The organism is Aeromonas bivalvium, from assembly GCF_046078285.1.
GTDB lineage: Bacteria > Pseudomonadota > Gammaproteobacteria > Enterobacterales > Aeromonadaceae > Aeromonas > Aeromonas bivalvium.
In genome coordinates, this window is record NZ_JBGXBV010000014.1 from 17,265 (window position 1) to 35,255 (window position 17,991).

Genomic DNA, 17,991 nt, shown 5'->3' on the forward strand with positions numbered 1-17,991 from the left:
GTGACGGGTCTGTGGCTGGCGTGGGTCATGAACGCACCTCGGTCGCCCGGCCAAATTGATACTGATTGAAACTGTTCATCTGGCCGGAGAGGGCCAGCAGGCGCGCCAGGGATACCACATACTGGTAGGCCGCCGCGGCGCGCTGGGTCTTGACCCCGGCCAGCTGGTTGCGAGCATCCACCACATCCAGCGAGGTGGAGAGCCCCTGGGCAAACGCCTTGTCCCGCAGGGAGACGTTCTCCTGTGCCAGCTGCTGGGTCGACGCCAGGGCCTGATACTCCTCCAGCCCTTGCGCCGCCTCGCGCCAGGTCTTCTCGACCAGCAGCTCCAGGTCTTCCCGGGTCTTGGCTTGCAGCAGGTTCACCTGCAACTCGGCGCTCTTGGCGGCCTGTACCGTCTCGGAGCGGCCATCCCGGCTAACCAGGGGCAGGCTGACACCGACGCCAACCAGCCAGTCCGGCGTCAGGCTGGAGGTGATGGAGTCATCTTCATAGAGGTTGTAGTTGCCAAACAGGAACAGCTCGGGGGCGTATTTCCCCTTCTCCAGCTTGATCAGCCCCTGGGCCTGCTCCTTCTTGGCGGCCAGCAGCTTGAGGCCGGGATGCACCGCCAGGGTCTCCTGCACGAATCCATCGAGGGCCGGTATCTGTTCGTTGATGAACAGCCGGTTGTCCGGCTCGGCCCCCTTGAGCTTGAGCATGCGGGAAAGCGCCAGCTCGGCGATTTCCAGACTGCGACGATACTTCTGGGTGTCGATACGCGCCCTGTCATAGGCGGACTGGGCCGAGAGCCGCTCGACCTTGGCTATCTGTCCCTGGGCTTCGAGTTTCTTGGCATGATCCAGGTGATGGGCCAGTCCCTGTTCTATCTCCTGCTTGGTCTGCACCACCTGGGCCGCCAGCACCACCCCGAAATAGGTCTGGGAGAGGCTCTCGAAGCTGGCCTGCTGCTTGAGCACCAGCTGCTCCTGCGCCTCGCTCACCTGGGCCTGACGGATGTCCTGGGCTGCATCGATGCGTCCCCCCACGAAGAGCGGCCACAGCATCTTGACCGAGCTGGTGACCACGTTCTGCTTGGTGAGGGGGGTGACGAAGTCGCTGGCGCCGAGCTGCAGCGCCTGCATCACGGGCCCCAGGATACGGCCGAACTCGGGGTGATTGGCGATGGGGTTGAGATCCAGCATGTCCAGCTCCACCGGCTTGTCCAGATGGGTATAGCTGGCACCAAGGTCAACCTTGGGCAGATACATGGCCTTGGCCGCCTCGCGCAATTGCTTGGCCCGCTCGACACCGGCCTGCTCCGCCGCCAAGCCCTCGTCTTGCTGCAACACCCGGCTCCAGGCCTGACTAAAGCTCAGTGGCTGCGCCTGGACCGGCGCCAGCATGAGCCATAACAGACACGACGCCAACGGGCAGGTAAAGCTTGCTCTCATACGTCCCCAATCTGTTGGTTGTGTGGTTTGTCGCGACAGTGATTCGAGTTTTTACTCAACTCGAGGCGATTATCATAACGCAAAGCCCGGGATCATGGTCAGGGCTAATCCGATTGTATCCCCCATGGCAGGGTACGGGCAGCCCCCATCACAATTTGCCCGGTTTTCAAGCACTCCTGAATTTGCAAGGGCTCGCGAGCCGTTTTTTTCAGAAAAAAATGCCTGACGCTCAAATACTAACCTTTTATCCTGACTAAAAAATGCGTAATATACGCCGCCCTAAGCCGATGGTAACCGTGGAATGCAGATAGGTCCCCACACGCTTGAAACTCCCTTGATTGTGGCCCCCATGGCCGGTGTGACAGACCGACCATTTCGTGAGCTTTGCTTGCGTCTGGGAGCTGGCATGGCCGTTTCCGAGATGCTGCTGGCCAACCCGGATGTCTGGGACACCCAGAAAACCAGGATGAGAATGGGCCACTCTGCCGAAACCGGACTGCGATCGGTCCAGATTGCCGGATCCGACCCCGAGATGATGGCGTTTGCTGCCCGCTACAACGTGGAGCAGGGCGCTCAGATCGTCGACATCAACATGGGATGTCCGGCAAAAAAAGTGAATAAGAAGCTGGCAGGTTCCGCCCTGCTGCGCCAGCCCGACCTGGTCAGATCCATCTGCCGGGCCGTGGTCGATGCAGTGGAGGTGCCTGTCACCTTGAAGATCCGCACAGGATGGGATCCGGATAACCGCAATGGCGAGGAGATCGCCCGAATCGCCGAAGATTGCGGTATCGCGGCCCTTGCCGTGCATGGTCGTACCCGCGCCTGCCTCTACAAGGGGGAAGCCGAGTACGACACTATCAGGGCGATTAAGCAGGCCGTATCGATTCCTGTTGTCGCCAATGGCGACATAGACAGCCCGGAGAAGGCCCGGTATGTCCTCGACTATACCGGTGTCGACGCCGTGATGATCGGCCGTGCTGCGCAAGGACGACCCTGGATTTTCCGGGAAATCCGTCATTTTCTTGAGACAGGAACCAAGCTGCCACCTCCCGAGAGGGATGAGGTTCGCACCCTGATGAACGAGCATGTCACCAATCTGCATCAGTTTTACGGTGCCTTTCTGGGAGCGCGCATTGCCCGTAAACACGTGGGCTGGTATCTGGATGAAGAAGAGACGGGCCGAGAATTCCGTAAGCACTTCAATGCCTTGGATTGTGCAGACGCACAGCTCGAGGCACTCGAAGCGTATTTCGATGGATTAGGTTAACGCATAACTAAAGAGCCGACCGAATATGTTCGAACAAACCCTGACTTCTGATGCATTGGTAACAACTACTCACAATCACGCTGCCGAGCCCACCCAACGCCCCCTGCGTGACTCTGTGCAACAGGCCCTGCGTAACTACCTGGCCCAGTTGAACGGTCAGGAAGTGATTGATCTGTATGATATGGTCCTCTCCGAAGTCGAAGCTCCCATGCTGGACGTGATCATGCAGTACACCCGTGGCAACCAGACTCGCGCCGCCGTGATGATGGGGATCAACCGTGGCACCCTGCGCAAGAAACTCAAGCGCTACGGCATGAACTAAGCCATAACAACTAAGCTATTGAAAACAAAAGCACTTTCATTTTAATGAAAGTGCTTTTTTAGTTTTGAACCCACATTTGAACCCACATATGTAGAGCTAGGCATCTATGTTGCCCCACCCCCCCTTTAAGGTCGTACTGATTACTGTCTTTGAGCCACAGCCTCCAGTCCTCCTGATTTTTTGGCCACTCCATAGAACAGCAGAGGGCTAAAAAGCCCTCTGCTGTTGTTTCTGTTTAGCTGTACGAGCCTCGGTTAACTCGTCATCTCATGCTCTTGCATCAAACCCGCAATGCTCCGACCCAACTCGATATCGTCATGGGGGATCAGTAAGTAACGCCATTGCTTGCCAGAATGCTGGCTTGCATAGTCGTTAGCGTACTTGCACCAGCGAACCGCAGCCCGAGCTTTCGCTTGCACATCTGGGGTTGATACCTCGGTTGCCTTTTTGGGCTCGATCAACAAACAGGCGTCTTTAGTCTCCACCACGAAATCAGGCTCATAGTTCTGCCCATTGGCATACTCGATCCGGAACTGCCCGTGGGCAGGCTTCATCCACTTAAGCACGCTTGCATCCCCTTCGAGGATCTGCGCCAGGCGCCACTCACCATCGACAGAATCAAACTTTTGGTACGGATAACAGCATTTGCTAAAGCCTGTGAACAGCATCTGGCGAACCCTACTCTTCTCTCCTGCCTGGATGGGAGAGCGGAAGTCACGAGGCTGTTCGTTATGGGCATAGTTGAAGGTGGCTGGGCGTAATACATCAAACCCTTTAGTAACGTGGCCAACGTAATCGGTTGGTGTCGTCCACATATGCTGTTTCATCTGCACCCAGATAAAGTCTGCCAGTTGCCGTCCCTGCGTTTTGAGCAGAACCTCTACCTCTTCATCATTCAGGTAGGTTTGCAAATGCGCAACCATTTGCCCTGCAAGGCGGTAAAGCAATCCCGCATGCTCGTCATAGTCAATTTCGTCATGATCGAAGAGATAATGAACCAGGTAGTTTTCCAGCCGCTCCTCTGACATGCCGCTTTGCGCCCAACTGATGGTGCTGGAGCTGTTGTCCTGCAGATTTTGCAGCAGAATCTCCTGACTACTTGGCCGCATCGCAATGCTGTCTAACCGACCCAACTCAAACTCTGCAAAACCATAGTTCACATCACGGGTCGGCAGGATCACTATCTGGGGAATGTCGATAGTGTGTTCTGCTACTTTTTCAGAAATCTGGCCAACTAACTTCGCAATACTCTTCTCATCCAACTCACGCGGAGCAATTGGAGCAGGGGAAGACATACCGGTCAGCTCTGGTTGAATGGCTGGGCTGGAGATAGGTGGTGATATCTCCTTCATTACCTGCTGAACCTTGCGGGTAACGCTTTGTAGCACTTCAGGTGTCATCAACTCTTTGCTGCTTCCAAGACGCTTGGCTTCATCGCTGATGATCCTGACAGTGATCTCGGCAACTTGCCGCTGAGCCTCAGTTGCGAGAACCGGTGGAGGATTACCCGTGTGTATACTGTTGCCCTGGTATGGTGGAGCAAAGCCCTCCTTGACTTGATGGCCCTGGCCATCAGTAGGAGTTAGTCCCAGTAGCGTATCGGCCTGCGATGGCACGATCACTTGATTGGGCTTATGTTCCGGGATCCCGTCATCGTCATCATCGGCACCGATGAAGAGTGTTTTCTTGATGATAGAGTCTTCTTGGTTGGAACGGTCAATGATCTCTTGAAACCGGTCATGGGCAATGATCGTCAAGCGATCCACTGCCTCGATCCCTGTTCGTTTCCCATAGGGCAGACGCAAGCCCCGGCCAATCGTCTGCTCGGTCAGGATCTCGGAAGCAGACGCACGCAGCGGCACGATGGTGTAGAGGTTGGTGACATCCCAGCCTTCTTTGAGCTTGTTAACGTGGATGACGATCTCGGTGTTCTTGTCATGCTCAACTGCTAACAGGCGCTGGGTGTTTTCGTCAGATTCCTGGCCTGTTTGGTTGGAATGGACGGTAATCACCTTACCCTTATAGGCACCCTGGAAAAACTCGCTGTCTTCTATACGGGCCTTGATGGCTTCGGCGTGGATGGTATCTTGCGCGACCACCAACATAAAGGGTTTAACCAGTGGCCTACCGGTATTATTGGCGTAGCTGGCCAGCTCAGTCTTGACGTATTCATGATGGTGAATACCATCTTCCAGCTTGATGGTTTCAAGCTGCAGCTCGCTGTAACTGCTGGCTTTAAAATCTTTGCGAGTCGCCACTGCCGGGGTCTTGATGTAACCATCATTAAGCGCTCGGGCAAGCGGATAGTGATAGACAATGTTCTTGAAATCCCTTGGCTTAGCCCCAGTGGTTTTCGGGGTTGCCGTCAACTCGATACCCAGCACCGGCTTGAGGTCATTGATTGCCGTTGCCCCAGAATCGGCATAGTAGCGGTGAGCCTCATCCATCAAGACCACCAAGTCAGGCAGGTCGGCCAGGTAGTTGAAGTAGGAGTCGCCAATATACTCCTGAAGGCGGCGTATTTTTGCCTGCTTGGACTTCTCTGCCCCCTTCTTGTTATCCAGGGCATTGATCTTGGAGACATTAAAAATGTTGATATGCGGCGCTGTCTCGAGTGCAAACATATCACCCGTGGCACTCATTGTTTGAACCTGATCCAGGCGAACGCCACGCCCCTCCTGATAGTCATCACCGGTGATCAATACCGGCGGAGTTTGGGCCAGTTCGGGGATACCCTGAAACACATACTTGGGTGAACCGGGCAGGAAATCCTGCTTGAGCTTTTCATAGATTGTCAGGTTCGGGGCCAAGACAAAGAAATGGTGGCTACGCCCGGTCAGATAGAGCCATGCAATCATGGCTCCCATCAGGCGGGTCTTACCAACACCGGTTGCCAGAGCAAAGCAGAGCGAAGGGAAGTCTCGCTCAAAACTCTTGAATGGCAGCTTCTCGGTTTTAAGGAGATCAATCCAGCACTGTAAATCAGGCTCTTTCTCCAGCTTCAGCTGTTCTAACAAGCGGCAGAGGATCGCGAGCGATTCACTCTGCGGCTTGCGCAGGGAGAGACGCGCTCCGATTTGTTTGGCGATAGTGGTCCCGTTGCTCATTGTCTTTCCTTATTCTTCGCTGTCGTCATCGGCCCACTCTTCGTCCTGCTCTTCCGGCAGCACATTGAGGGTGAAGCTGTAGTCGTCATGATCCCACTCGCATTTGTTTAGAATCACTTTGGGGATCTTCTTCAACGTCAAATTCGGGAAGTCGGCACCTTCCGCCATAAACGCCTTGCAGCAGATCAGCAGGGTTCGGTCACTCCCCACCTCTTCACTGATGCGCTTGAGTTGGTCATAGGCCAGCGAGCCGGTGGTCACGTAGATATGGTCGGTCTCGGTGCTGTAACCATGGTTCCAGAACTGGGTCTGGCTCGGCGCATAGGTAAAGCCCATATGCTTACACATGGCCTCGGCCAGCATCTCGGCGTTATATTCCTTGTTGATCACCCAGTTGCCCCAGTCATCCTTTTTCAGCAAAGAAGGGGCCAAGCGAAGATAACGGAAGCCACCGCCACCTTGCCAGTTAACAGCCTTGGAAATGCCTCCTTGATCCTCCCCATCAATCACCTTCTTCAGACGCGGAACGATATGGGTGTGGCAGTGTTCGCCCAGCTCAACCATGATCCAGCGACGGCCCATTTTATGAGCGACTGCGCCAGTTGTTCCTGAACCAGCAAATGAATCAAGAACAAGATCGCCTGGATTAGTTGCAATCCGAATAACACGTTGAATCAACCTTTCAGGCTTAGGTGTATCAAAAGTATCGACCCCTTGAAATATCGTTTTAATTTCCTTTTTTGCCTCTTGATTATGTCCTACTTCGGCGTTCGTCCACCATGACCAAGCGTTTTGGCCTTCTACTTCTGAAAGATACGTTTTTTTCCGTGGAACACCTTTACCGTCTTTGCCAAACCAAATCCTACCCTCTGAAATCTCCTCTTCCATACGTTTTTTTGTATAACGCCAACACAGGTCTTGAGGTAACTCGATCACTCTCCCCCCTGGTGTAGTTAGCGTGTAAAACTGACTAGCTGTAGCATGACCGGCTTGAGCAGTACAATCCGTTGAAGCCCAAGGCCCTCTAGGATCGTTATCAGGGTTTTTAAATGCGCTCCTTCTTGCCTCGCTAATATCCAACTGATTGAAAAGTTTATGGGTGTCAGGGCTTAAACCATAAACTAAAATATGATCTTGAGCGTTACCAAGACGTAGCCGATTGTCAGGAGATGTTCTCTTCTGCCATACAACATTACCAATGAAATTCCCTCTTCCGAAAACCTCATCGCAGAGAACTTTCAGGTAATGGGATTCATTGTCATCTATTGCAATCCATATTGACCCATCGGATGTCATTAGTGTCCGCAACAACTCTAGGCGATCTCTCATCAAAGAGAGCCACATTGAGTGTTCAAGACCATCATCATAATGGGTAAATGCACTACCGGTGTTATATGGTGGATCGATAAAGATACACTTCACCTTTCCTGCATATTGTTGCTCCAACGACTTAAGAGCCAACAAATTATCGCCATGAATTAACAGATTATCATTAAAAGCAGTATTGGCTGCATTGTCTCTATCTGCAGCGGTTGGTGAGAACTGATAAGAGAGGCTCTTATCTTCGAGGAAAATACGCGGCTCAAGGCGAGGACGTTTATCCTTGCCAATCCAGGTGAGTTCCAGTTTTTGCTTAGATGTTGTCATGTTTTTTTCCAGTCATTATCAGCGAGGCAGCGCCAACAGGCGATCAATCCAGTTATTAAAATGTGGGCACTGGGCACGAATGGCGTCCAGCCCAATATCTTCAGCAATCAAAGGACCATCAACGGTCTTTTTATAGCTTGGTACTAATGCCAGGATCCGTTTTGACGGTGCGGTTTGTGGGTTGTTGTTGATATGCTCCGGCGTTGCAAACTCGGCGCGGATCACGGCCATCGGTGCAAGCAGACTCTGATCATCTAGCCATTCGGCAAACTTTTCCGGCGCACTGAACAGTAAGGCCTCGAACTCATGCAGTAGCAGATTAGGAACAAAGTTGGGCTCATCGATATCCTGTTGTAGCGCCTGCTCTATCTGCAACACGCGTTGATGGGCATCCTGTGCTTGGTTATCGCTGTCAGGAAAGTCAGTGGGCAAACCGTAGTAGTCGATCAAGGTGGTAACATAAGCCCCGTGATCTTGTCGACACAAGCGGGTGACTTGATGTTTTACCTTGCCATAGCTGACAATCCCGCCCTTATGACCCGGACTGGTCTGTGCCAGGATGGGGGTGAGATAAATGCCAAGTGGAGCAAAATAGGGCACTAGCAGATCGCGTACAAATGTTTCTTCAGTCTGCCCTTCTACGAAGACCAATACTCGACTCATGATTGTGGTCTCCCACCCAACAGGTTTTTCTTCCACAAATCACCGAGACTGTAATCTTCTAACCATTCGCTTAATGAAGCAGTCTCCAAGCGTTTGAAGGTTGAGGAGCCGCCTTGTTTATCTACCACAATCAAATCCTCGGCATCGAACTGGTTAACGAGCTCGACAGACTGTGTCGAAATAATCAGCTGATGCTCATGACTTGCACTCTTTATCAATTCCGCCAATACGTTGATCGCATAAGGGTGCAACCCCAGCTCGGGTTCATCTACGATGATGGCGCTGGGCATAAACTCTTCTGGTTGTAACAACACTGTCGCCAACAGAATAAAGCGCAGCGTGCCATCCGACAGCTCACTGGCTTTGAAGGGGATATCGTGATCTTTCTCAGTCCATTCAAGCTGAATGCTGTCTTGGTTATCTGGCGTGGCGCGTAGGTAAAAGTCACCAAAATAGGGCGCAACCATGCGGATGGTACGTATTATCCGCTTGTAGTGGCTAGGGTGATTTTTTTGTACCCGGAACAAAAAGGCTGCCAGATTAGATCCATCCTCACGCAGATAATCATTATCGTTGATACGGTGGATCTGCTTGACCTTGGCACTTTCGCTGGTGTCATGGAAGTGGTAGACACGCCAGCGGCGCATAATTGGCAAGGTATATTGTTTAATACCGGTTTTATGCTGATCTGCTTGTGATTCAAAGTGCCCAGATGTAACGCCTTTATCACCGCTCATGTTCCACCATAAAGCCTCGCGTTGAAACATCATGCGGTTATCGTTGGTGGCTTCCAGTGCAAACTTGTAGCCATTGTTGCCGAAAAACAGCTCTCCTTTAAGCGTTTCACTTTGTTTGCGACCAAAATGTAACAAGGCATCAGGTCCACCCGCCTTGCCAACCAATGATTGCAAACGGTGATCAAGCAGGGTGGCAATTAATCTAAAGAATCCGATGAAGTTTGATTTACCGGCGCCATTGGCACCAATTAGTACATTCAAACTGCCCATTTTAAGGTCACAATGAGCAATCGATTTATAGCCATCAATCACTATGCGGCTCAACTGGTCACTACTGGTCACATCCTTCATGCTGCAGCCTCACATTCATTAGCTACGATCTGCCATGTTACCGCAAAGAGCTCAGTTACGCGGGTTTCGGTAGCCAGGCGTGCCTCAACCTCCTCCAACAGGCGATCCTCCTCCTGCTCAATCAGTTTCTTCTCTTCGTAATAATGCAGCATGGCGTTGTCTCGTTCTCTCTCTAACTGCTTAAGGGCTCTCTTGGCCTCCATCTTCTCCTGTAAGGAGGTCAGCTGCCGGGATGCCTTGCGTGCTTCTTTGATCTCCTGGTCCAGCTGTTTGATACGCAGGTCCAGAGCAATGCGTTTGTCTTCTGACCAGCGTTCCAGCTTATCTACTTCCTCGCCATAGTAGGTTTCGTTATCCCGTTCCACCTCACGCAGGAAATCCCCCAGCAGTGTTTGCTGCAGGTCTAACAGGGCTGATACATCGGGCTCTGGAATGACGAGTGGAGCTTGTGCTAACGGGAGTTGTAACAGCCGTTCGACCGTCTCGGCATGTAACTGCTCGCCATGATGGTTAGTGGCTAGCAGCAGCAATTGTTCACGTCGCTGCGCCTCTGACTCAATGCTCACCTTGATGACTTTGAGCAAACCGCTATTACCTATCTGCCCCTTCACATCAACCCATTGCCCTTGCTCCGGCGAGCGTTCATAAACAAACTGGAGTGCAACAGGTGGCAATTGAGCGGTCTTGGCTTGCTCGATCAATGCAGCACCCAGACCATCGTGGGGGCGGAAAAACTCACCTTCCCCAATTTCTGCATTCTGCCAGTTCAGATTGTACTTGTTCCCTAGCCAGACAAAACCATCCATAGACTCACTAAAGTCACCATTCCCCTGTAAGGTCATACGTGCCAGCAACAACATCTTTTGCTGATAAGCCGTCAATTCCGCTGTTGTCTTGCCGCGACGAAGGTTAAGGCGGCGGACGACATCTGCATCGAAGTGTTCGAAGAGTGAGCGCCGAGTGTCGCTATTTTTGGCTTCCAGATGCTCCTTGAGTTCTTCTTGCAAAGCATTAAATTCAGACTCAATTTGCGCATCACTGCGACAACGCTGGTAGATATCATGGATCCGGCGCTCAATATCGACACCGGATTCGATAGAGCCCAGCACTTCATCCGAGGCACCAAAGACGCCCTCGAAGAGTTGGAATTTCTGGCTAAGCAGTTCAAATACGCGCTCATCGGCGCGGTTACCCTTGTTGATGAAATTGACCACGACCACGTCATTTTTCTGGCCATAGCGGTGAACGCGGCCAATGCGCTGCTCTACCCGCTGTGGATTCCATGGCAAGTCGTAATTGATCAGCAAAGAGCAGAACTGCAGGTTGATACCTTCCGCACCGGCTTCGGTACAGATCATCAAGGTGGCATCATCGCGGAATTTCTCAACCAGAGCGGCTTTCATGTCTGCTGTTTTGGAGCCAGAGACACGGCTTGAACCTCGATGACGTTCAAGCCAGTCCCGATAAATCTGTTTCGACACAGAATCACTGTTACTACCATTCAGCATCACGATTTGGCCATCATAGCCCTGGGTGGCTAACATCTCTGCCAACCATGTTTGCGTCCGAACCGATTCGGTAAAAATCACCGCCTTGCGTGATCCACCTAGCTCAGCCGTTTTCTCAAATGCACGTTCGAGAACACGAACAAGCGCATCAGCTTTGGCATTGTTCGAAATACTACTGGCAAGGCCTTGAAAATCCTTAAGTAGATCAATTTCGGCCTGCAGGGCTTGCGGGTCGATCAGCTCCTCGTCACCAATCCCTTCTTCATCCTGAAGGTCAGAAAAATTCTCATAATCCTCCAAGGCATCAAGCAGGGGCAGCTTTTGTTCCAGCCGTGCAATCATGGTCTGTAAAGTACCTTGAATTGCATGTGAAGAGGACGCCAAAATTTTACGAATAACCAGCGTCACCAGATGCCTAGCGCCGCTTTTGATTGCCAGCAGATCTTCACGTTGCAGGTACTCGGATACCTGCCTGTACAATTGCTCTTCTTGCGCTGACGGTCGATAGTCTTCAGTCATGGAATAACGGCGAGTAAAGCTGATCCCGCCCTCTTCTTGGACCTGACGTCTGAGAGTGCGATTACAAACCTTGCTCAATCGAGTTCGCAGCATAGCCAATTCAACCTGCTCAAGTTGCTGCCGACCATATCGAGCCTTAAACGAAGGTAAATCGCCAAAAAAGTACGGGTCTATGACGGATACAAGCCCATACAACTCCAGCATGCTGTTCTGTAATGGGGTGGCAGAAAGCAGGACCTTTTTGATGCCCATTAAAGCGTTATCAAGCACCTTGGCTGTTTTGGCCCCATCATTTTTATAGATATTGCGCAACTTATGCGCTTCATCCATGACCACTAGATCCCAAGGAACTCGTTGGAGTTCCAATGATTTCCGAGCAGCAAACTCGTAGGAACATATACAGATTGCAGGCTGGCCAAAGGCACTTTCCATATCAAACGGATTGGCTATTCCTGCCTTTTTTGCCTCATTGAAGGACTTGGCCTCCATGATGAAAGAGGGGAGCGAAAACTTCTCTTCAAGCTCCTGGCTCCATTGTTTGCGCAAAGTGGCAGGAGCGATCAAAAGCAACTTTCGCCGACGCTCAGCCCATTTCTGCGCCAAAACCAAGCTGGCCTCGATCGTTTTCCCCAATCCAACCTCATCGGCCAGAATAACGCCATTAGACAAGGGGGATGCCAAGGCAAACATCGCCGCCTCAATCTGATGCGGGTTCATGTCCACCTTAGCCCCGGCCATCGTTTTGGTTAACGATTCTTCCGCCTTTCCCTCAAGGGTCATGTAATGGGCAAGCCAAGCCTGTTGATGTGGTGAATAGAATGTCATTCCTGATTGCCTTCTTGCTGTGCAGTTTTGCGCTTGAGGGGGTGGAAATCCTCCTCGTTATGAACTGCCAGAAAATCCCCTACAGCTTGGCGAATAAGCCATGAGATGGACACCTCATTGCTTTCAGCTATCCGTTGCAAGGACTCGAGCTGTGAATGAGATAAAGAGACGGTCGTTCTAACGGATTTCATAGCGCCTAAGTCACAGAGTGATGCGAGATGCATCACATTACATCACGGTGTCACTCTGAATGACACTCCAGATAACAACTCCATGATCTTTATCGATAAAATTGGCTGAAGTGTAGCCAATCATCATCCCGAAAGAACCCAATTGAGACACAACCAAGAGCTATGCGGAGTTGCGCCCAGGCGTTACGGGAAGGTCACGAGTTGACCTTCCCAACGATTTACAATCGTGCTGATATCAGAGTTAGCTCTGACTCATGTACAGGACCTTAAGCGGCGAGTCCATTTAAAACGCCTTCCAAGGTCCTGTTCTGTATCGACTTTCTCTGCTTGGTTCGGCAGGCGTTCTTGGCCAAATAATCGGCAGCCCATTCCAATCTTTCCCTTATTTCTGTCAGCGCCCTATGGGCCACTGCTTCCAATAGCGGTAGCCACCACGTCGCACTGTTCTTCGACGCTTTCAGCATCGATAGCGCCCCACTCATCACACTCTGCGCGACCCGTCTCTTCATCACCAGCGACAGCAGGCTCGTCCACACCAACCCCTCGGCAATCGCTTTCTCGCCCGTCACAAACCCCTTGAGCCGGTTGTGCGATTTCCACTCTTTAAATAACAACTCCACCTGCCAACGGCAGCGATACAGGCTCATCACCTGCTCTGCTGACCATGCTGCTCGCGGTAGGTTCGTCATCCACAGACAGAACCGCTTTTCCTCAGCAAACCAGCGCCGGATCAACCGGTACTCGACCTGGCCGGACTTCACCACCATATCCAGTACCTCGGCCCGACAGCGTCGCCGTCCGGCCTCTCTCAGAGATAGTCCCGCCAGCTTGGGTACTTCCCGTCCATCACCGCGCCAGGCTTGGATTATCTTGGGGTTCAGGCTTTTCGTGCCGCGCACCAGATAAAATCCGCCAGCGTCGTTCACCTGCTCAAACCAAGCCCTGTCAATGTAACCTGCGTCAGCCAGCAGCAGGCAGTTGGTCAGCGTGTGGGCTTCAGGCAGAAATTGCCGTTCCCCTGCGGTATCGGCAGACACACTCATGCACAACGGGCTCTGCTCCGACAGTGACATGGTCATATGGCACTCGATAGCTGCCGGACTGATGGTCTTGAACCGGCCGGGAAAATCAGCAGCAAGGCGCCGATGCACCGCAAAGGAGGTGCCATCGTGCAGTAACACCTGCTTGAACGCGCCGAGGGAGGCTGCTTTGAGTTGATGGTCGATACGCAAGGCGATGGCCCGCTCGACCAGGGCTTTCATAAACAGGGCAAAGCTCTCTTTGCGCAGCTGATTGTGAAACGGTTTGTAAGAAACCTGATGGGTGTTTACCAGTTGCAAGGCATTGAAATGGCGGTGTAAACCGGCAATGTCATTGACCTGGTCGCCTCCCATGGCCCGCAGCAGTGCAGGTACGAGCATGGCTGGGGTAATGGCACGCTGACGCAGACAAAACTTGCAGAGCCGAGCAATGCGCTCGAGTGCGGCGGGAGCCAAGAGTTGCTCCAGATAGTAATTAGCGTTGATAATAGTCATAGGCTTCGCGCGTGTTGATTTTGTTTGGCGATAAAATCAGATCACAAACGAAGCCTTTTTTATATCTATTTCAATTGGTTGCCGCTAAAGATCCTGTACATGAGTGAGGGTTATGGTGGCTATATGCTGGATATTGCTATTCAGATGACAGCCATATGGGGAAGATTACAGGCGCCTGAAATAACAGCAGAGTATGGAGTGACTACCACGGCTGGAGGTTGGCACGGGCTGATCCCCTCTCCCTTTGGGAGAGGGTTAGGGTGAGGGGAGCTGGCTGACCGGGTGTAGCAACCAGGCGGCATTACACCGCTGAATCTTCAGTTATTGAAATTCCACGCGATCGGCAGTTCGACGTCGAAGATAAGTGCATCCCCGTCGAGGCGAAAGGCCAGGCTGGTCTGGTGCTGGTCGTATTCGTTGATAATCAGGCAGCTCTCGGCGAAGTTGGACTCGTAGTTGATATGGGCCACTCCTTCACGGCCGTCAGCGAGTTCGATGCTGAGCACCCGCAGCGGGTTCTCCTGACTGAGGTTGACCCGGGTGTCCCCCACGTCCACCAGCCGTTCCAGCAGAGGGAAGAAATCTTGTCTGTGGGTCGTTATGGCCTGGGTGATGGCCTGCTCCAGCTCAGCCTGGGTGGCGAAGGGGCCGCCGAGTGGGTAGCGGGTCTGGATCCTTTCCTGAGTCATTGCGTTTCCTCCTGAACTGAGATGTGGCAACAGTTTGGCCGCTGCAGTGACCTGTCATGTACAGGATCTTTAGCTACAACCAATTGAAATAGATAGAAAAAAGGCTTCGTTTGTGATCTGATTTAATCGCAAAAAAAAACCGACACGCCCGAAGCCATGACTATTATCAATGCAACCCAGTACCTCAAGCAACTTCTTAGCTCTTCTGAACTCAACCGGATCGGTAAATTTACCGGTTTTTGTCAGCGACTCCGGGATATCCAGCCTGCGAGACTACTCCCGGCTCTGCTCTCAGGGCTTGGTTGCGACAAGGTGGATGGTATTGCTGGTTTGCATCGCCATTTCAATGCGTTGCAGCTCCATGATACTGACCAAATAGCGTATAAACCCTTTCACAACCAGTTACGCAAGCAGGGTTTTCCCTTGTTCATGCGCGCACTGGTTGAACGAGCCATCGCCTTACGCCTCAAGGAGTGTCTACCGGACGCCCACGGACTGGCAGGCTTTGAGCAGGTACTGCTGCAGGACGGGTCGTCATTCGCGTTACATCCGCAATTGGCAGAACATTTCCCGGGCCGATTCAATAAGCACAGCCCCGCTGCGGTAGAGTGTCATATGACCATGTCCTTGCTGGACCAGTCGCCGATATCGATGAGTATCACGGCGGATACCGAATCGGAGCGCAAGCATCTTCCGGCCGCAAATTCGTTAAATAACAAACTGTTATTGGCGGATGCCGGTTACATCAGCCGCGAGTACTTTGCTGATGTGACCAAAGCCAAAGGAAGCTATCTGGTCAGAGGGAGTCAAAATCTCAATCCCAAAGTACAGGCAGCTTACCGACAGGACGGCAGGGAAATGCCCAAGTTACTCGGAAAAAAGCTCAAGGATATCGATCGGAGAAGCTGCAGAGCCGAGGTTCTGGATCTGGATGTGAGTTCGGGAAAGTATAAATATCGACTCATAAGACGTTGGTTTGCAGAGGAAAAACGGTTCTGTATATGGATGACCAATCTTCCGCGTGAGCGATGGCCAGCCGAGAAGGTGATGGCATTGTATCGTTGCCGTTGGCAGATCGAACTGTTGTTCAAAGAGCTGAAATCATATAACCGGTTGAAGGCGTTCGCGACACGACAAAAAGCGATAGCGGAAGGCTTGATCTGGGCTAGTTTGCTGGCCTTGCTGGTCAAACGTCGGCTGGCGCTGACGCTGATTGGCAGCGCGGAGTTATCGATGCTGAAGATTGCCAAAAACAGCGCGCTTTGGTTAATGCCGATATTGGCGAGCATCATCCATGGTGCGTGGCAGGAAATAACAGAGAAGTTGGAGTGGGCAATGGTGTATTTATCCAAAAACGGCAAAAAGAGTAGGCAGAGAAAATCCAAGCAAAACAACACGTTAGACGGTATTATTAATTCGCTTGCCGCTTAAGGTTCTGTACATGAGCTCTGACTATCCCTGACATCAGGGGTCGCCTCCATGCTCTCCGCAGAGTAAATACAGATATAGACATAGCCGTGACTACCCAGGGTATCGGCTTCGCAAGTAAAGCCGCCGTGCTGGATAGTGATGCAGTGCTGGCGTTGGGCATCCAGTTCGCCGGTCAGCAGCTTGGCTTCTAGAGCTTTGATGATCTCCGGGAAAGCCTGGTCGAGCTTGGCTATTAGCACCTCACTCCAGTCACCTATCAGACTGGCCCGATCGGATAGAAAATCGAGCCGGTAGTGACTTTGTATCAGACGAGCGCCAAAGCGTGGTGAGATATCACGCGGCAGGCCCCAGCTGATGCAGGAGGCTTGTGCGGGAACTTGTAACTCTGAATTGTGGGCTGCAGGGTATGCGGAATGGCTCGTGGTCATAATTAGCGATACCTCAACTGGGTGTGGATGATAGTGCCAGGCACATTGTGGCGCTGGCGCAGTCTGGTCAGGTGCTCTGGGAGTTCGCTCAGGTTTACTAGCCTCCCTCGATAAAGCCGGGAGAGATTGACGTAGTCGGGATGGCTCACGGTGATGGTCACCTGATGCCCTGGCTGCCATCGGCTAAACAGGCGTGCTTTGGCCTCTTTGATGGCGGTGATGCCGGGAGCGGGTAACGTCTGCCGGTTTCGCAGATGCAGTTTGTTGAGCTCGGGGGCATAGCGATGCACCTCGAGCCCGGTGATAAGACGGGTCATGTCGGTTACTCCAATGATGCCAAGGGCCAGCCTGAGAGGGCTGGCCCTTTATGCTGTTTGTGGATAAGCGGGACGGTTGGGCGTCAACGGGCGCAGTCAGCCGTCTCATTGATAACCGGCTTGCAATTGAGTCTGTCCAGCAGGTGTAGCGAGCCGTACTGGGCTACCAATCGATCTATGGCCATCTGAGCGCAGGCCATTCTGCTGGGCTTATTCTCCGGTATGGCGTAACGAGCGGTCAGCCATCCGCCGAGCAGCGCGATGCGATAGCCGCTCGAGATGTGGGTGAGCGAGGTCCCAATGCCCCTCCCGTGGATCAGAAACGCCACGGCCTGCCCGCCGATGTCGATATCGATGCGCTGGCCCTTGAGCTCGAAGGTCGTGAGCTCGCCGGTTTGCGGGTGTTTGCCTGGCACCTTGATGGTGATGTGCTTGGCCATTTCACACCTCCGGCTTGCGTTCAAAGTGGTGGGTCACAGCGCCCGCCTCCGGGTCGATGCTGATAAAGGCCGGGGCTTGTGGGTGGTACTGGTATAGCCGCGCCAATTCAGAGCGAAACGCCTCAACGTTTGGCGCAATCACATGGCAGGTATCCCCTTCGGCGTAGGTATAGGTCTCCAGCTTCTCGGTGTTAATCCAGATGCCGAAATACCACGCGTCTTCTTCGGTGTCGTACTGCTGCCAGCCTTGGGCCAGTAGCATGCGGTCGTAGTAGTAGCGGTCTGCCTGATGGCACCCTCGGTCGATGCGGCAGCCCGTTACGGTGAGCTCGAACGGGATGCGCCCTACCTTGTGGGCTTTCTTGACCCGGCGCAGCAGCTTGAGCGCCTTGGCTCTGCTACGGCCATTACCGAGCGATTGCGGCTGCCTGGCCCGCAATGCCAGATGGGCCATTATCTTCGGGGCGGTGTTGTGGTTGAGCTGACCAATAGCGGCGGTTATCTGCATAGCGGCCAGGGTCTTGTAATCACGTAAGTCATGCATGGTAGGGTTTCCTTCAAATGCAAACAGCCCCTCGGTGT

16 protein-coding genes are annotated in these 17,991 nt (G+C 52.7%); 3 read left to right on the forward strand and 13 right to left on the reverse strand.

Going from position 1 to position 17,991, the window contains the following annotated elements; translation table 11 throughout:
* Positions 1–25: 25 nt before the first annotated feature.
* Positions 26–1,384 carry a TolC family protein gene (locus ACEUCR_RS19620; RefSeq protein WP_408791986.1) on the reverse strand — a complete coding sequence of 453 codons (1,359 nt, stop codon included), beginning with the start codon at positions 1,382–1,384 and terminating at the stop codon, positions 26–28.
* Positions 1,385–1,733: 349 nt separating this feature from the next.
* On the opposite strand from ACEUCR_RS19620, the gene dusB reads away from it, so the two are divergent.
* Positions 1,734–2,699, forward strand: a complete 966-nt coding sequence (gene dusB, locus ACEUCR_RS19625) for a tRNA dihydrouridine synthase DusB (RefSeq protein WP_041996686.1) — start codon at positions 1,734–1,736, stop codon at positions 2,697–2,699.
* 25 nt (positions 2,700–2,724) lie between these two features.
* Positions 2,725–3,021 (forward strand): DNA-binding transcriptional regulator Fis, encoded by a 297-nt coding sequence (fis, locus tag ACEUCR_RS19630; RefSeq protein WP_005309538.1) that lies wholly within the window; start codon positions 2,725–2,727, stop codon positions 3,019–3,021.
* Between the two features lie 254 nt (positions 3,022–3,275).
* Here fis and ACEUCR_RS19635 read toward each other — a convergent pair whose 3' ends face one another.
* From ACEUCR_RS19635 to ACEUCR_RS19670, 8 genes are all read right to left on the reverse strand, one after another.
* Positions 3,276–6,128, reverse strand: coding sequence for a DEAD/DEAH box helicase (locus tag ACEUCR_RS19635; protein WP_408791963.1), 2,853 nt, complete (start codon positions 6,126–6,128; stop codon positions 3,276–3,278).
* 9 nt (positions 6,129–6,137) lie between these two features.
* The gene (locus ACEUCR_RS19640) at positions 6,138–7,775 is read right to left on the reverse strand and encodes a site-specific DNA-methyltransferase (RefSeq protein ID WP_408791965.1); all 1,638 of its coding nucleotides are present in this window, start codon (positions 7,773–7,775) and stop codon (positions 6,138–6,140) included.
* An 18-nt stretch (positions 7,776–7,793) separates the two neighbouring features.
* Positions 7,794–8,438 (reverse strand): DUF4276 family protein, encoded by a 645-nt coding sequence (locus tag ACEUCR_RS19645; RefSeq protein ID WP_408791967.1) that lies wholly within the window; start codon positions 8,436–8,438, stop codon positions 7,794–7,796.
* Positions 8,435–9,526, reverse strand: a complete 1,092-nt coding sequence (locus tag ACEUCR_RS19650; RefSeq protein WP_200164138.1) for an AAA family ATPase — start codon at positions 9,524–9,526, stop codon at positions 8,435–8,437. The genes ACEUCR_RS19645 and ACEUCR_RS19650 overlap by 4 nt, the downstream gene beginning before the upstream one ends.
* Positions 9,523–12,378, reverse strand: a complete 2,856-nt coding sequence (locus ACEUCR_RS19655; RefSeq protein WP_408791970.1) for an SNF2-related protein — start codon at positions 12,376–12,378, stop codon at positions 9,523–9,525. The genes ACEUCR_RS19650 and ACEUCR_RS19655 overlap by 4 nt, the downstream gene beginning before the upstream one ends.
* Positions 12,375–12,602, reverse strand: coding sequence for a ribbon-helix-helix domain-containing protein (locus ACEUCR_RS19660; protein ID WP_080938208.1), 228 nt, complete (start codon positions 12,600–12,602; stop codon positions 12,375–12,377). The genes ACEUCR_RS19655 and ACEUCR_RS19660 overlap by 4 nt, the downstream gene beginning before the upstream one ends.
* A gap of 233 nt (positions 12,603–12,835) precedes the next feature.
* Entirely contained in the window at positions 12,836–14,104 is a 1,269-nt protein-coding gene (locus tag ACEUCR_RS19665; RefSeq protein ID WP_011191342.1) for an IS4-like element ISApu1 family transposase, read from the reverse strand.
* Between the two features lie 317 nt (positions 14,105–14,421).
* Positions 14,422–14,793, reverse strand: coding sequence for a hypothetical protein (locus ACEUCR_RS19670; protein ID WP_004099020.1), 372 nt, complete (start codon positions 14,791–14,793; stop codon positions 14,422–14,424).
* 156 nt (positions 14,794–14,949) lie between these two features.
* On the opposite strand from ACEUCR_RS19670, the gene ACEUCR_RS19675 reads away from it, so the two are divergent.
* Positions 14,950–16,224, forward strand: coding sequence for an IS4-like element ISApu2 family transposase (locus ACEUCR_RS19675; protein WP_408791972.1), 1,275 nt, complete (start codon positions 14,950–14,952; stop codon positions 16,222–16,224).
* Here ACEUCR_RS19675 and ACEUCR_RS19680 read toward each other — a convergent pair.
* From ACEUCR_RS19680 to ACEUCR_RS19695, 4 genes are all read right to left on the reverse strand, one after another.
* Entirely contained in the window at positions 16,221–16,652 is a 432-nt protein-coding gene (locus ACEUCR_RS19680) for a type IV toxin-antitoxin system YeeU family antitoxin (protein WP_408791974.1), read from the reverse strand. The genes ACEUCR_RS19675 and ACEUCR_RS19680 overlap by 4 nt on opposite strands.
* Before the next feature lie 2 nt (positions 16,653–16,654).
* A complete protein-coding gene (locus tag ACEUCR_RS19685) occupies positions 16,655–16,969 on the reverse strand; it encodes a hypothetical protein (RefSeq protein WP_227263405.1) in 315 nt (104 codons plus the stop codon).
* A gap of 83 nt (positions 16,970–17,052) precedes the next feature.
* Positions 17,053–17,409, reverse strand: a complete 357-nt coding sequence (locus ACEUCR_RS19690; protein ID WP_227263404.1) for a hypothetical protein — start codon at positions 17,407–17,409, stop codon at positions 17,053–17,055.
* 1 nt (position 17,410) lies between these two features.
* A complete protein-coding gene (locus tag ACEUCR_RS19695) occupies positions 17,411–17,953 on the reverse strand; it encodes a hypothetical protein (RefSeq protein WP_227263403.1) in 543 nt (180 codons plus the stop codon).
* Positions 17,954–17,991 lie beyond the last annotated feature (38 nt).

Excerpts from the sequence above, each read along its gene's own strand:
- ACEUCR_RS19695 (WP_227263403.1), bottom strand. The coding sequence starts at position 17,953 with ATGCATGACTTACGTGATTACAAGACCCTGGCCGCTATGCAGATAACC.
- ACEUCR_RS19665 (WP_011191342.1), bottom strand. The coding sequence starts at position 14,104 with ATGACTATTATCAACGCTAATTACTATCTGGAGCAACTCTTGGCTCCC.
- ACEUCR_RS19660 (WP_080938208.1), bottom strand. The coding sequence starts at position 12,602 with ATGCATCTCGCATCACTCTGTGACTTAGGCGCTATGAAATCCGTTAGA.
- ACEUCR_RS19650 (WP_200164138.1), bottom strand. The coding sequence starts at position 9,526 with ATGAAGGATGTGACCAGTAGTGACCAGTTGAGCCGCATAGTGATTGAT.
- dusB (WP_041996686.1), top strand. The coding sequence starts at position 1,734 with ATGCAGATAGGTCCCCACACGCTTGAAACTCCCTTGATTGTGGCCCCC.
- ACEUCR_RS19620 (WP_408791986.1), bottom strand. The coding sequence starts at position 1,384 with ATGCTGGCGCCGGTCCAGGCGCAGCCACTGAGCTTTAGTCAGGCCTGG.
- ACEUCR_RS19640 (WP_408791965.1), bottom strand. The coding sequence starts at position 7,775 with ATGACAACATCTAAGCAAAAACTGGAACTCACCTGGATTGGCAAGGAT.
- fis (WP_005309538.1), top strand. The coding sequence starts at position 2,725 with ATGTTCGAACAAACCCTGACTTCTGATGCATTGGTAACAACTACTCAC.
- ACEUCR_RS19645 (WP_408791967.1), bottom strand. The coding sequence starts at position 8,438 with ATGAGTCGAGTATTGGTCTTCGTAGAAGGGCAGACTGAAGAAACATTT.
- ACEUCR_RS19655 (WP_408791970.1), bottom strand. The coding sequence starts at position 12,378 with ATGACATTCTATTCACCACATCAACAGGCTTGGCTTGCCCATTACATG.
- ACEUCR_RS19680 (WP_408791974.1), bottom strand. The coding sequence starts at position 16,652 with ATGACCACGAGCCATTCCGCATACCCTGCAGCCCACAATTCAGAGTTA.
- ACEUCR_RS19690 (WP_227263404.1), bottom strand. The coding sequence starts at position 17,409 with ATGGCCAAGCACATCACCATCAAGGTGCCAGGCAAACACCCGCAAACC.
- ACEUCR_RS19635 (WP_408791963.1), bottom strand. The coding sequence starts at position 6,128 with ATGAGCAACGGGACCACTATCGCCAAACAAATCGGAGCGCGTCTCTCC.
- ACEUCR_RS19675 (WP_408791972.1), top strand. The coding sequence starts at position 14,950 with ATGACTATTATCAATGCAACCCAGTACCTCAAGCAACTTCTTAGCTCT.
- ACEUCR_RS19685 (WP_227263405.1), bottom strand. The coding sequence starts at position 16,969 with ATGACCCGTCTTATCACCGGGCTCGAGGTGCATCGCTATGCCCCCGAG.
- ACEUCR_RS19670 (WP_004099020.1), bottom strand. The coding sequence starts at position 14,793 with ATGACTCAGGAAAGGATCCAGACCCGCTACCCACTCGGCGGCCCCTTC.